This is a genomic window from Sphingopyxis sp. CR5 (assembly GCF_059693785.1).
On the sequence record NZ_JCATIE010000007.1, the window covers coordinates 64,390 to 78,337 of the forward strand.

Genomic DNA, 13,948 nt, shown 5'->3' on the forward strand with positions numbered 1-13,948 from the left:
TGCCGAAATGGCGTCTCGAGGGGCCTTGGCGGGGCGCTTAGGTCCTTCGAGAAGGGCCTTCGCCGAGGCTCAGTCCTTCCTCAGGACGAACGGACAGAAGGAATGAACCCATGACTCTCCCCATCGTCCTCATCACGGGCCAACTGCTGACCGACGCCGTATGGCAACCGCTGCTCGACGCGTGGAGCGACCGAGAGGTCATCGTCGCCGACAATCGCAACGACGACACGATCGAAGGCTTCGCGCAGCGGCTGCTCGACGATGCGCCGCCGAAATTCGCGCTCGTCGCGCACGCGATGGGCGGTTTCGTCGCGTTCGAGGTGATGCGCAGGGCGCCCGACCGGGTCGCGAGGCTCGCGCTGATTTCGACCCTCGCGTCGGCGGACGGCCCGGCGCAGACCGCACGGCGACAGGGCTATATCGATCTGGTCGAGAGCGGCAAGTTCGAGCAGGTGGTCGAAGAGCGCATCCCGATCCTGTTTCCCGAAGAAAAGCGGGACGACGCGCAACTGCTGGGCCTTGCACGGCGGATGGCGGCGGACACCGGCGCCGAAACCTTTCTTGCCCAGCAGCGGGCGATCATGGCGCGAATCGACAGCCGTCCGCGGCTCGGCGAAATCGCTGTGCCCACGTTGCTGATCTGGGGCGAGAAGGACGGTATCACCAGCCGCGCGCACCATGACGAGATAGCGGCGGCGATCCCCGGAGCCCGGCTGGAGGTCGTGCCGGGGGCAGGGCATCTGCCCACCGTCGAGGCCCCCGATGTGGTGGGGGCCCTGCTGAGCGAGTTTATCGACGGATGACGAAAAAATGGCGGGAATCCAATCGGATTCCCGCCACAGCTAAAAGGCATCTGAGAGGTCCCCCGGCATTCGCCGGGGGATAAAAGGCCCTAGTTGACGGCCTTGTCGACCAGCTTGTTCTTTGCAATCCACGGCATCATTGCGCGCAGCTGCGCGCCCGTCTGTTCGATCGGATGCGCGGCGGCGGCCTTGCGGCTCGCCTTGAGTTCGGGCTGGCCGGCTTGGTTGTCGAGGACGAAATCCTTGACGAAACGGCCCGAGGTGATGTCGGCGAGGACGCGCTTCATTTCGGCCTTGGTCTCGTCGGTGATGATCCGCGGGCCCGTTTTGATGTCGCCATATTCGGCGGTGTTCGAGATCGAATAGCGCATGTTCGCGATACCGCCTTCATAGAGAAGGTCGACGATCAGCTTGGTTTCATGGAGGCACTCGAAATAGGCCATTTCGGGGGCGTAACCAGCCTCCACCAGCGTTTCGAAACCCGCTTGGATCAGATGGGTGACGCCGCCGCAGAGTACCGCCTGTTCGCCGAAGAGGTCGGTCTCGCACTCCTCCTTGAACGTGGTTTCGATGATGCCGCTGCGTCCGCCGCCGACGGCGCTAGCATAGGAGAGCGCGAGCGCCTTGGCGTGGCCATTGCCGGCATTGCCGTTCGCTTCCTGCGCGACCGCGATCAGGCAGGGAACGCCGCCACCGCGCTGATATTCGCTGCGTACCGTATGGCCGGGGCCTTTCGGCGCGATCATGAAGACGTCGATGTCGGGGCGCGCCTCGATCAGGCCGAAGTGGATGTTGAGACCGTGCGCAAAGGCCAGCGCGGCCCCGGGCTTCAGATTGTCGGCGAGGTCGTCGTAATAGATTTTCGCCTGATGCTCGTCGGGCGCGGCAATCATCATCACGTCGGCCCAAGCCGCGGCATCCTTGTTCGTCATGACCTGAAAGCCCGCGCTTTCGGCCTTTTTCGCGGTTGCCGAGCCGGGGCGCAGCGCGATCGCGACCTCCTTGACCCCGCTGTCGCGCAGGTTTTGCGCATGGGCGTGGCCCTGGCTGCCATAGCCGAGGATGGCGACCTTCTTGCCCTTGATCAGATCCTGGTCGGTGTCGCGATCGTAGTAAACTTGCATTGGATTCAACCCCTTCGTGTATTTGCTTGATCGCCATCCCGGCGAAGGCCGGGATCCCGCCCTCGCGTCTGTCTGCAACGGTGAGAACCCGGCCTTCGCCGGGATGACGAGGTTAGTAGTAAACTCTAAAGCGCCTCCGGCCCGCGGGCGATGGCGACCACCCCGGTTCGGCCGACCTCGACGAGGCCGCACTCGCGCATCAGCGCGACGAAGCGGTCGACCTTGTCGCTCGACCCGGTGATTTCGAAGATGAAGCTCGTCAGCGTGGTGTCGACGACCTTGGCGCGGAAAACGTCGGCCATGCGCAGCGCCTCGATCCGCTTTTCGCCGGTCCCCGCGACCTTGACCAGCGCGATCTCGCGCTCGACGTGTGCGGTCCCGGCATCGGTCAGGTCGGTGACCTTGTGGACGGGGACGAGCCGGTCGAGCTGCGCGATGATCTGGTCGATGATCGGCGGCGGGCCGTTGGTGACGATGGTGATGCGCGACAGCGCATGGTCGGGCGTGATGTCCGCCACCGTCAGGCTTTCGATATTATAGCCGCGCGCGGTGAACAGGCCGGTGATCTTGGCGAGCACGCCGGCTTCGTTGTCCACGGTGACGGCGAGCACGTGGCGCTCGCCCGCTTCGGTTGTGATTTTCATGGTCTTAAACCAGCGCTTTCGCTTCGTCGTCCATCGTGCCGGTGACATCGCTCGGCTGCAGGATCATTTCGGTGTGCGCCGCGCCCGACGGGATCATCGGGAAGCAATTGGCGAGTTTGGCAACGCGGCAATCGACGATGACGGGGCCGGGGGTGTCGATCATAGTCCGGATGCCGTCCTCCAGCTCGCCGAGCGTGTCGATGCGCAGACCCGTCCACCCATAGGCGGCCGCAAGCTTCACAAAGTCGGGCAGGCTGTCCGAATAGCTGTTCGAATAGCGGCTTTCATAGGTCAGTTCCTGCCACTGGCGGACCATTCCCATCCATTCGTTGTTGAGGATGAAGATCTTGACCGGCAGGCGGTACTGGCTGACCGTGCCCATCTCCTGAATATTCATCTGGAGCGACGCTTCGCCGGCAATGCAGATGACAAGCCGGCCGGGATGCGCGATCTGGGCGCCCACGGCGGCGGGGAAGCCATAGCCCATCGTGCCGAGCCCGCCAGAGGTGAGCCAGCGGTTGGGCGCGGCAAAACCGAAATGCTGCGCCGCCCACATCTGGTGCTGGCCGACCTCGGTGGTGATGATCGGATCGCGCCCGCGCGTCGCATCGAACAGCGCCCTGACTGCGCGCTGCGGCATGATGTCGGCGTCCGGTTCCTGCTTCTCCGGAAAATCGAGGCAGCGTGTCGCGCGCCAGCCGTCGATACGGCGCCACCATTCGCCCAGGTCGCGCGCCTTGTGCCCCTTCGCACCCCAGGCGTCGATGAGCGCGTCGAGTGCGCGGCCGGCATCGGCGAGCACGGCGATATCGACGGGGACGATCTTGTTGATCGAAGACCGGTCGATGTCGATGTGGATCTTCTTCGCTTCGGGCGCGAAGGCGTCGAGGCGGCCCGTCACCCGGTCGTCGAAGCGCGCGCCCACCGCGACGATCAGGTCGGCGCGGTTCATCGCCATATTCGCCTCGAACGTGCCGTGCATGCCGAGCATGCCGAGCCATTTCGGATCGTCCGAAGGAAAGGCGCCGAGACCCATCAGGGTCGAGGTGATCGGCGCGCCAGTCAGCCCGACGAGCTTGCGTAACGCGGCGCTCGCGTCGGGCCCGGCGTTGATGACGCCGCCGCCGGTATAGAAGACCGGGCGCTCGGCCGCGGCAATCAGTTCGATCGCCGCGTCGATGGCCGATGCCTCGGGCTCGACCTGCGGGCGATAGCTCTGGTGGTCGATCTTGTCGGGCATCGAATAGCTGCCGGTTGCAACCTGCACATTCTTCGGAATGTCTATCACCACCGGGCCGGGGCGGCCGTGGGTCGCGATATAAAAGGCTTCGTGCAGGATCGGCCCCAGCCGGTCGGGGTCCATCACCAGATAATTATGCTTGGTACAGTGGCGCGTGATACCGACCGTGTCGCATTCCTGAAACGCATCGGTACCGATCAAATTGGTCGGGACCTGACCGGTAAGCACGATCATCGGGATCGAATCGAGCAGCGCGTCGGTGATGCCGGTGACCGCGTTGGTCGCGCCGGGGCCGGAGGTCACGAGCACGACGCCGGGCTTGCCCGTCGAGCGCGCATAGCCTTCCGCCGCATGGGTCGCCGCCTGTTCGTGGCGAACCAGAACGTGCTTGATCGTCGGATGGTCGAAGAGCGCGTCGTAGATCGGAAGGACCGCGCCGCCCGGATAGCCGAACACCGTGTCGACCCCAAGGTCGACCAGCGCCTGAACCACCATGTCGGCACCGCTCATTTCCGTCACGATCTTGCTCCTTCTTGACCTGCGCGCACGCGCGCGGGGGTGCAGCTTGTGCGCTGCAACAGGGTTGCGGGCAATAGGTGTATGATTCTATCCTGTCAATAGCGTATCATGTAATAATATTGCTAAATCATTTATGGATGTATTGGATAATGACTCGCTATGGCGCGGCCATTCGGCGGGTGGCTGGTGCCGAAACCATGTAAACTGGCGCTTGGCATATTGACGCGTCGCGGCCTGGGCGCGTTCTAGCGCCTCGTCGCGCGTCGCCTCACCGGCCAGGAAGGCGGCGATCTGCGGCACACCGATCGCCCGCATGACGGGCAAGTCGGGGTCGAGCCCGCGCGCGATCAGCGCCTCCACCTCTTCGACCGCGCCGCCCGCGAACATCGCCTCGAGCCGCGCGTCGCAGCGCGCACGCAGCCAGTCGCGCGGCGGCAGCAGGACCAGCGGGACCAGATCGACGGTATCCGCGATCCCGCCCTCGCGTTCCTGCTGCCAGGCGGCGAGGGGGCGTCCCGTCGCGCGCACGACTTCGAGCGCGCGGGCGACGCGGCTGGTGTCGGCGGGCGACAGGCGGGCCGCGGCGCCGGGGTCGAGACGGGACAGGGCCGCATGGGCATCGGCGACGCTCAGCGCGCGGACCTGAGCCCTGATTTCGGGGTCTATCTCGGGCACGGGGGCGATGCCGAAGAGCAGCGTCCGCATATAAAGGCCGGTGCCGCCGACAAGGACGGGAACCTCATCATCCTCCCACGCGTGAACCAGTGTGCGGCGCGCCTCGCTGGCCCAACGCGCCGCATTATGGGCCTCTTGTCCGTCGACATGGCCGAAGAGGGCGTGGGGAATGCCTGCCATCTCTTCGCTGGTCGGGCGCGCGGACAGGATCGACAGATCGCGATAAACCTGGCTGGCGTCGGCATTCACCACTTGCGCCCGGCCCAGCCTTTGCGCCAAGGCGACCGCGAGCGCGGACTTGCCGCTTGCGGTGGGGCCAGCGATAAGCGCGAGCCGGGGCCGGTGGCCGGAAGAGACAGAAGGAGACGCCATGTTCGTTGCAACGCTGATAGCAGCCGGAAAGCTGACGGGCGAGGTGGTGCGCGAGGCGATCGACCGCCTTGCCGCTACCGAGCATGACGTGGGGGCGCCGCACTGGCTCGACGAGGGCGATGCGGCGGACATCGTCTTTCAGGGCAGCCTGATCAGCGCGCGCGCCGAACTGGCAAAGATGGATCATGGCGAACTCGATATCGTCGTGCAGCCGCAGGGCGACCGGACCAAGAAGCTGATCGTGGCGGATATGGATTCGACGATGATTACCGTCGAATGTATCGACGAACTCGCCGATTATGCCGGACTCAAGGCCGAGGTCGCGGCGATCACCGAAAAGGCGATGCGCGGCGAAATCGACTTCCGCGGCGCGCTGATGGAGCGGGTGGCGTTGCTGGGCGGCATGGCAGAGGGCGTGCTGACCGAATGCCGCACCGAACGGGTGCGGCTGACCCGCGGTGCGCGCACGCTCGTCCAGACGATGAAGGCGCATGGCGCGCATTCGGTGCTGGTAACCGGTGGTTTCACGACCTTCGCGACCCCGGTGGCCGAGGCGATCGGCTTTGACCGCGTGGTCGCCAACGAATTGCTGATCGAGGGCGGCAAGCTGACCGGCAAGGTCGCCGAGCCGATCGTCGACAAGGATTTGAAGCTGGAGGCGCTGAAGAGCGAGGCCGCCAGGCACGGCTTGCCGCTCGCCGAAACGCTCGCGGTCGGCGACGGCGCGAACGATATCCCGATGATCACGTCAGCGGGGCTCGGCATCGCCTATCACCCGCATCAGGCCGCGGCCGACGCGGCCGACGCGGCGATCCGGCACCATGACCTGACCGCCCTCCTGTGGGCGCAGGGCTATTCGCGCCGCCAGTGGGTGCTCGGCTAAGGATATCGTTTCCAGCGCCGGCGCATAGCTATGCCCTGTTGCATCGCGGGTAGGCTCGTTACACTTGCCTGGCTCGCGGCATTGCTGCCGCGTAGGGGAGAGTCATGAGCACATCGATCGTCACCGTCGACATCGGGGGAACCCACGCGCGCTTCGCGATTGCACAGGTCGAAGGCGGGCGGTGCATCTCGCTCGGCGAAGAAACGACGCTGCACACCGAAGACCATGCGAGTTTCCAGACCGCCTGGCAGGATTTCGAAAAGCGCCAGGGGGGCAGCCTGCCGCGCAAGGTCGCGATCGCGATCGCCGGACCGACCAAGGGCGACATCATTCGCTTCACCAATAATCCGTGGATCATCCGTCCGGCCCTGATCCGCGAAAAGCTGACCGTCGACGACTATGTACTCGTCAATGACTTCGAAGCCGTAGGCCACGCCGTCGCGCAGGCCGACGCGAGCTATTTCGAGCCGCTGTGCGGCCCCGAAACACCCCTTCCCGAATCGGGCACGATCAGCGTCATCGGCCCCGGCACCGGACTCGGCGTGGCGCATGTGTGGCGCGACGGCGAAGACTATCGCGTGCAGGCTACCGAAGGCGGACATATCGATTTCGCGCCGCTCGACAGCATCGAGGACGCGATACTCGCGCGGCTCAGGAAGCGCCATCGCCGCGTCTCGGTCGAGCGCGTGGTGTCGGGCCCGGGCATCGTCGATATTTTCGAAACGCTCGCCGCGATGGAAGGGCGTGCGGTGACGCCCGAGGAAGATCGCGCGATCTGGACGCGCGGGATGGCGCAGAAGGACAGTCTGGCCGCGGCGGCGGTCGATCGGTTCTGCCTGTCGCTCGGCAGCGTCGCGGGCGACCTGGCGCTCGCGCAGGGGGCGAGCGCGGTGGTGATCGCCGGCGGACTGGGGCTGCGCATCCGCGATGACCTGATCCGCTCCGGCTTCCCCGAACGCTTCGTTTCCAAGGGGCGATTCGAAAATTTCATGGCGGCGATTCCGGTCAAGCTGATCACCCATCCGCAGCCCGGCCTGTTCGGCGCCGCCGCGGCCTTTGCGATGGCGCATCGCTAAGATTCCGGCTTTCGCCGGAACGACGATATGGGCAAGGTCGCGACCTGTCTTTCAGGCATGATTCTCTGACCTCGACCGAAAGCCCAAGCCCTTATGCCATCCGGCCTTTTTGCCCTGCTCGACGATGTCGCGACGATTGCCAAGGTCGCGGCCGCCAGCATCGACGATGTCGGCGCGGCGGCCTCGAGGGCGGGGGTGAAGGCTGCGGGCGTGGTCGTCGACGATACGGCGGTGACGCCGCGCTATGTCACCGGCTTCACGCCCGACCGCGAATTGCCGATCATCTGGCGGATCACCAAGGGATCGCTGTTCAACAAGCTGGTCCTGATCCTGCCCGCCTTGCTGCTGCTGTCGACGCTCGCGCAATGGGCGATCACGCCGTTGTTGATGCTCGGCGGCGCCTATCTGTGCTTCGAGGGAGCCGAGAAGGTGATTCAGGCGCTGGGCAAGGATGAAACCAGCCTGGCGGAGGATGCCGCGATCGTTGCGGACAAGGCCCATGAAGAGACGATGGTGAAGGGGGCGGTGCGGACCGACTTGATCCTGTCGGCGGAGATCATGGTGATCGCGCTCAACGAAGTGCTCGACGAACCTCTGTTGATGCGCGGTGCGACGCTGGCCCTGGTCGCGGTGATCATCACCGTGGCGGTCTATGGCGTCGTCGGGCTGATCGTGAAGATGGACGACATCGGGCTGCACATGGCTAAAGAGGGATCGAGCGCACGACGGTCGGTTGGGCGCTGGCTCGTAGCAGTGATGCCGACGCTGCTCGCCGCGCTCGCGTCGATCGGCACCGCAGCGATGCTATGGGTCGGCGGGCAGATCGTCCTTCACGGTCTCGACGAGTTTCACATCGGGGGGCTTGGCCATGCGCTGCACGATTTTGCGCACCGCGTCGGCGGCGGGCTGCCGCTGGGCGGAATGTGGGAGTGGATCGTCGGTGCGGCGGGCGCGGGTGTGTTCGGGCTGTTGCTCGGCGGCCTGATCGCTGGCATTTTGCATGTCTTGCCAGGGAAGAAGGGCGGGCATTAGAGTGCCTGTACCCCTCCCCTTCGGGGGAGAGGCTTAAGGAGCTGGCATGAAAGGCGAAAACGACCCGCTCGCGGCCTTCTGGATGCCCTTTACCGCGAACCGCGCGTACAAGGCCGCGCCGCGCCAGCTCGTTTCGGCGAGCGGCATGTATTATCAAAGCGCCGATGGTCGCGACATTCTCGACGCAACGGCGGGGCTGTGGTGCTGCAACGCCGGGCATTGCCGGGTGGAGATTGCGGAGGCGATAGCGCGAACCGCCCGGACGCTCGACTTCGCGCCGACGTTCCAGCTCGGCCACCCGCTGCCGTTCGAGCTTGCACAGCGGCTCGCGGCGATGATGCCCGCGGGGCTCGACCGTATCTTCTTCACGAACAGCGGATCGGAATCGGTCGACACGGCGCTCAAGATCGCGCTCGCGGTGCAGCGCGCGAAGGGGCAGGGGACGCGCACCCGGCTGATCGGGCGCGAGCGCGGCTATCACGGCGTCGGCTTCGGCGGGACTGGCGTCGGCGGGATCGGCAATAACCGGCGCGCCTTCGGGACCGGCCTGCCGGGCGTCGATCATCTGCGGCACACGCACGATCCCGCCCGCAACGCTTTTTCGCGAGGCTTTCCGGCGCATGGCGTGGAGCTGGCCGACGATCTGCAGCGGCTGGTCGACCTGCACGGCGCCGAGACGATCGCGGCGGTGATCGTCGAGCCGATGGCGGGCTCGACCGGGGTGCTGGTGCCGCCGGTCGGCTATCTCCAGCGACTGCGCGAGATTTGCGACCGCCACGGCATATTGCTGATCTTCGACGAGGTGATCACCGGCTTCGGCCGCGTCGGCGCGGCGACCGCAGCCGAGGCGTGGGGGGTGACGCCCGATATCCTGACGATGGCGAAGGGATTGACCAACGCCGCGGTGCCGATGGGCGCGGTCGCGGTAAGGCGCGATCTGCACGACGCGGTGATCGACGCGGCGACCGGCGGGATCGAGCTGTTTCATGGCTACACCTATTCGGGCCACCCGCTCGCGGCGGCGGCGGGGCTCGCGGCGCTCGACCTCTATGCGCGCGAAGGACTGTTCGCGCGGGCGGCTGAGCTGGCGCCCTATTGGGAAGCGGCGGTTCACGGGTTGAAAGGCGCGCGGCACGTCGTCGACATCCGCAACATCGGCCTCGTCACCGGGATCGAGCTCGAATCGCGCGCCGATGCGCCGGGCGCCCGGGCGATGGACCTGTTCCACGCGGCGTTCGATGCGGGATTGCTGATCCGGGTGACGGGCGACATCGTCGCCTTGTCGCCGCCGCTGATCGTCGAGCGCGACCAGATCGACACGATGGTTGCGACGCTGGGCGACTTGCTCGACGCGGTCGATTGAGGATGGCGAGCCGCACCGGCCCCATGCTCGCTTTGGATTCGAATCGGCTGCGCCGACGTCGATCGGCATGACCCGCCGGATCGGGCGCTCGCTTTAACGTTTTGTCGCGCTTTCGTGCCGCAATGGGACGGAAAACGCGGGTCGCACCGACTGGTTTGCGCATCGAAAACACGGTATAACGGGCCAACCCCCTTTCATTTGTTCAGGTCGCAACCCCGTGCCCCACACATTTCGTCTGCTCGCCCCGCTCGCGGTGGCCGTGGCCCCCGTTCTCGCCGTTCCGGTCCTGGCCCAGTCGACCACGCAGGTTAGCGGGCTCGATGCGCTGCGCGAATGGAACCTCGTCGTTCTTGGCGACCTCAATTCCTCGTCCGAAGTCGAAGGGCGCACCTTCGTCGGCGGCGATCTGACCGGCAATTCTTCCAATTATGCAATCCGGCCGCTTGCGTCGTCGCCGTCAAGTCAGCCGGGGCTGACGGTCGTGGGCAATGTTACCGGCGGACACAAAAACCTGAACAACGGATCGGGCGCGATCATCGGTGGCAACGTCAGCAGCGGTTTCAACCTGAACGGATCGCCGCAGACGGTGAAGGTTGGCGGGTCGATCAGCAACACCAACGTAAACCAGAATATTGTGCTGTCGGGCCTGGGCGCGAGCGATCCCGCCTTTACGGTGAACCTTCAACAACAGAAGAGCGCGCTGCAATCGAGCCTGACCAGCCTGTCGTTCGACGTCGGCACCCTTGGCAAGACCAGCGAATTGACGATCCAGGGCAATCGCGGAATTTTCAACGCGCAGCCCGACGCGAACGGGATGGCGGTTTTCGATATCTCGGCGGCGGACCTCGACAAGATCGGCGAGATCCAGTTCAACTTGAACGGAGCGGATACCGCCGTCGTCAATGTCAGCGGGCGCAGTGTGACGCTTAACGACAATTTTCTCGGCGGCACCAACAATCTTGGCGAGCATGTAATCTGGAACTTTCCGGAGGCCGAGGATCTGAAGCTGACGACCGCATGGGGCGGATCGGTGCTGGCGCCGCTCGCCGATGCGCAGACGAACAATTATATCCAGGGCTCGGCGGTGTTCGGGAACCTGACGCAGAATGGCGAGATGCACATCGGCACCTACGCAGGCGGCAATATCGGCTCGTCCGGCGGCTCGTCGAGCGGCGGCAGCTCTGGCGGAAGCAGCTCGGGCGGAGATCCGGTGCCGGTGCCCGAGCCGGGAATGTTTGGCTTGTTCGGCCTGGGCGTCGGCGGGCTGATCCTGTGGCGCCGCCGCCGCGCGAGGCGCGAGAGGTCGGGTGGAGAGGGCTGACCCTTAGACCTTTTCGCTGAGCGGAAACGCCAGCGAGACGCGCGTGCCTTTGCCGAGTTCGCTTTCGATGTCGAGCTGGCCCTGATGGCGCTCGCCGATATGCTTGACGATCGCGAGGCCAAGCCCGGTGCCGCCGACCGACCGGCTGCGCGCCTCGTCGACGCGATAGAAGCGTTCGGTGAGGCGCGGCAAATGGTCCGGGGCGATGCCTTCGCCGCGATCGGTTACCGACAGCCGGGCGCGCTTGCCGTCCCGCACGAGTTCGACCGTGACGGGGGTGTCGGCGTGACCATATTTCATCGCGTTCGATATGATGTTGTGCGCAAGCTGGCCGAGCTGCGCCGCGTCGCCGAGCATCGGGAGGGGCGCATCGCCCAGATCGGCGACGATGTCTTTCGCGCGCGCCGCTTCGCTGTCGCGAAGCTGGGCGATCGTCGTGCTGACAATCTCGCGCAGGTCGACTTCGGCCGTCGGGCGGCGGAAACGGTCGGCTTCGACGCGCGAAATGGAGAGAAGGTCGATCACGAGCTGCTGCATGCGACGGGCCTCGCGGTCGATGATCGACAGGAAGCGGTGGCGCGTCTCGCCGTCGGCTTCGCCGTTCATGTCCTGCAGCGTTTCCACATAGCCAAGGATCGCGGCGAGCGGGGTGCGCAGTTCGTGGCTGGCATTGGCGACGAAGTCCGAACGCATGCGGTCGGCGGCATCGAGCGCCGAGCGGTCGGAGAGAAAGATGATCCGGTCGCCCCCGGACAGCGCGGCGATACGCATCGTCCAGCGTTGGCCCGGGCGTGGGAAGTCGATAAGGTTGATAGTGTGAAGCTCGTCCGTGTCCTTCGCCTCGGCAAGCCACTCGGTCGCCGCGGGATGGCGGATGGCAGTTCGGATGTCGGCGCCGACGATGTGGCGACCGAGCAGGCGGATGGCGGCGTCATTGGCTACCGTAACGATGTTGTCGGCGGTGCCGAGCAGAGGTTCGCTTTCCTGATCGGCCCAGCGTGCGAAATCGGGATCGCGCAGAAGCGACGCCGGCTGGACGGCGGGCGAGGGTTCGGCGGGCTCGGAAGGGCGCTCGGTGGGGGGCGCCGGAACAGCCGAATGGACGAGGACCGCAGCGGCGAGGCCGGCAAGGAGCAGGATCGCGATCGTAAGCGCATCGCCGCCCGCGAGCGCCGCGAAGATCGCGGCAACCGCCAGCAGGGTCAGCGCCATCACAAAGCTGGACAGGCGATCGAACATCGACCCTGCGCCTCGCACGCGACGCGGGCCTGCGCAAGCCCGTTAGCGTTGCTTAAACCCTTGGCATGCCAGTGTGCCAAAGCGGGAAGTGCGGACGCCATCTGCGTCTTTTCCTTTGCCCTTGAGCAGCAAGCGAGTATGCGCCGATCATGGAAAAGAGCGATAATCCGGTCGAAAACGATCCCGACGCGGCGGGGGCGGAGCCCGTGCCGTCGCGGCGCCGGATGCTTGCACTGGGCGCCGTCGGCGTTTCCGCGGCGTTGACCATTCGTCCCGCCTTTGCTCAGACCGCGGTGTCGGTGATGAACTGCGAGATCCCGGTCCCCGACGTGTCGGGAGCGGGCAAATATATCGATTCGCGCGGCCGCCTCGTTCCCGCCGGAACCAAGGGGGCATTCCCGGGGGCGCCGCGCCCCTTTACCGGCGAGGAAGTGAAGCGCGCGTTCCGCGGTCAATCGCTGCCGGGGACGACGTACAACCAGTCGCAGGCCTATCTTCAGTATATCCGGCGCTTGCAGGCGGGGCAGAGCGGCTTTACCTGCTTCGCATCGATCCAGATGCCGCGCTGATCATCGTTCCTTTTGTGAGCGATGAGGTTTCGGCCGCATCGCAGACAAAAAGGAAATTCCCTTGAAACTCGCTTCGTTGAAAGCCGGTCGCGACGGGCGGCTCGTGGTCGTGTCGGACGATCTTGCCTGGTATGCCGACGCCAGCCGGATCGCGCCGACGATGCAGGCGGCGCTGGACGATTGGTACGCCATCGCCCCGCGGCTGAAGGCCCTTGCCGAGGACCTGAACCACGATGCCATCCCCAAGGAGCGTTTTCACGAGCATGACGCCGCCTCGCCGCTGCCGCGCGCCTATCAGTGGGCGGACGGAAGTGCCTATGTGAACCACGTCGCGCTGGTGCGGCAGGCGCGCGGTGCCGAAATGCCCGAAAGTTTCTGGCACGACCCGTTGATGTACCAGGGCGGCAGCGACAGCTTCCTGGCCCCCCGCGATCCGATCCCACTGGGCGACCCGGCATGGGGATGCGATATGGAGGCCGAGGTGGTCGTGGTGACGGGCGACGTTCCGGCCGGAATCGATCCCGTCGCGGCGCGCGATTCGATCCTGCTTGTTGGCTTGACCAACGATGTGTCGCTGCGCGGCTTGATACCGGGCGAGCTGGCGAAGGGGTTCGGCTTTTTCCAGTCGAAGCCGGCAAGCGCGATGTCGCCGGTATTCGTCACCCCCGACGCGCTCGGCGAACGCTGGAAGGACGGAAAGCTGCACGGCACGCTGTGCGTCGACCTGAACGGCCAGCCGCTCGGCCGCGCCGACGCCGGCGTGGACATGACCTTCGATTTCGGCCAGCTGATCGCTCACGCCGCAAAGACGCGCAACCTGATCGCGGGTACGATCGTCGGGTCGGGCACGGTATCGAACCGCGATGCCGACGGCGGTCCGGGCAAGCCGATCGTCGAGGGCGGGCTCGGTTATAGCTGTCTTGCCGAAGTCCGGACGGTCGAAACGATCCAGCAGGGCGAAGCGAAGACGCCCTTCATGCAGGCCGGCGATACGGTTCGCATCTGGATGGACGACGAGCGCCACCACAGCATCTTCGGTGCGATCGAACAGCAGGTCGGCTGACGAAAAAAGGGGCGGGATCGCTCCC

General features: G+C 65.6%; 13 protein-coding genes. 8 read left to right on the plus strand and 5 right to left on the minus strand.

The features are described from left to right. Nucleotides 1-110: 110 nt before the first annotated feature. On the plus strand, nt 111-803 hold the full coding sequence (locus AC58D2_RS12020; RefSeq protein ID WP_497390588.1) for an alpha/beta fold hydrolase: 693 nt from the start codon (nt 111-113) through the stop codon (nt 801-803). 89 nt (nt 804-892) lie between these two features. On the opposite strand, the gene ilvC is transcribed toward AC58D2_RS12020, so the two are convergent. The 4 genes from ilvC to miaA form a co-directional block, all read right to left on the minus strand. After that, nucleotides 893-1,927 carry a ketol-acid reductoisomerase gene (gene ilvC, locus AC58D2_RS12025; RefSeq protein ID WP_497390590.1) on the minus strand — a complete coding sequence of 345 codons (1,035 nt, stop codon included), beginning with the start codon at nt 1,925-1,927 and terminating at the stop codon, nt 893-895. Nucleotides 1,928-2,052: 125 nt separating this feature from the next. Beyond that, nucleotides 2,053-2,571, minus strand: coding sequence for an acetolactate synthase small subunit (gene ilvN, locus AC58D2_RS12030; protein WP_497390592.1), 519 nt, complete (start codon nt 2,569-2,571; stop codon nt 2,053-2,055). Between the two features lie 4 nt (nt 2,572-2,575). Continuing rightward, nucleotides 2,576-4,330 carry a biosynthetic-type acetolactate synthase large subunit gene (gene ilvB / locus AC58D2_RS12035; protein WP_497390594.1) on the minus strand — a complete coding sequence of 585 codons (1,755 nt, stop codon included), beginning with the start codon at nt 4,328-4,330 and terminating at the stop codon, nt 2,576-2,578. Nucleotides 4,331-4,417: 87 nt separating this feature from the next. After that, on the minus strand, nt 4,418-5,377 hold the full coding sequence (gene miaA / locus AC58D2_RS12040) for a tRNA (adenosine(37)-N6)-dimethylallyltransferase MiaA (protein WP_497390596.1): 960 nt from the start codon (nt 5,375-5,377) through the stop codon (nt 4,418-4,420). On the opposite strand from miaA, the gene serB reads away from it, so the two are divergent. The 5 genes from serB to AC58D2_RS12065 all read left to right on the plus strand — a co-directional run bounded on the left by serB (nt 5,376) and on the right by AC58D2_RS12065 (nt 11,052). After that, nucleotides 5,376-6,260, plus strand: a complete 885-nt coding sequence (gene serB, locus AC58D2_RS12045) for a phosphoserine phosphatase SerB (RefSeq protein ID WP_497390598.1) — start codon at nt 5,376-5,378, stop codon at nt 6,258-6,260. The genes miaA and serB overlap by 2 nt on opposite strands. 104 nt (nt 6,261-6,364) lie before the next feature. After that, nucleotides 6,365-7,336 carry a glucokinase gene (locus AC58D2_RS12050; protein WP_497390600.1) on the plus strand — a complete coding sequence of 324 codons (972 nt, stop codon included), beginning with the start codon at nt 6,365-6,367 and terminating at the stop codon, nt 7,334-7,336. Between the two features lie 93 nt (nt 7,337-7,429). Then, on the plus strand, nt 7,430-8,368 hold the full coding sequence (locus AC58D2_RS12055; RefSeq protein WP_497390602.1) for a DUF808 domain-containing protein: 939 nt from the start codon (nt 7,430-7,432) through the stop codon (nt 8,366-8,368). A gap of 46 nt (nt 8,369-8,414) precedes the next feature. Continuing rightward, a complete protein-coding gene (aptA, locus tag AC58D2_RS12060) occupies nt 8,415-9,731 on the plus strand; it encodes an omega-aminotransferase AptA (protein ID WP_497390604.1) in 1,317 nt (438 codons plus the stop codon). Between the two features lie 217 nt (nt 9,732-9,948). Beyond that, nucleotides 9,949-11,052: a choice-of-anchor A family protein gene (locus tag AC58D2_RS12065; RefSeq protein ID WP_497390606.1), complete on the plus strand. Its 1,104-nt coding sequence runs from the start codon at nt 9,949-9,951 to the stop codon at nt 11,050-11,052. 3 nt (nt 11,053-11,055) lie between these two features. Here AC58D2_RS12065 and AC58D2_RS12070 read toward each other — a convergent pair whose 3' ends face one another. Next, a complete protein-coding gene (locus tag AC58D2_RS12070; protein ID WP_497390608.1) occupies nt 11,056-12,291 on the minus strand; it encodes a sensor histidine kinase in 1,236 nt (411 codons plus the stop codon). A 149-nt stretch (nt 12,292-12,440) separates the two neighbouring features. On the opposite strand from AC58D2_RS12070, the gene AC58D2_RS12075 reads away from it, so the two are divergent. Together AC58D2_RS12075 and AC58D2_RS12080 are read left to right on the plus strand one after the other, a co-directional pair. Further along, the gene (locus AC58D2_RS12075) at nt 12,441-12,860 is read left to right on the plus strand and encodes a hypothetical protein (RefSeq protein ID WP_497390610.1); all 420 of its coding nucleotides are present in this window, start codon (nt 12,441-12,443) and stop codon (nt 12,858-12,860) included. Nucleotides 12,861-12,921: 61 nt separating this feature from the next. After that, complete coding sequence (locus AC58D2_RS12080) at nt 12,922-13,923, plus strand: fumarylacetoacetate hydrolase family protein (RefSeq protein ID WP_497390612.1); 1,002 nt, start codon at nt 12,922-12,924, stop codon at nt 13,921-13,923. The last annotated feature ends 25 nt before the right edge of the window (nt 13,924-13,948 follow it).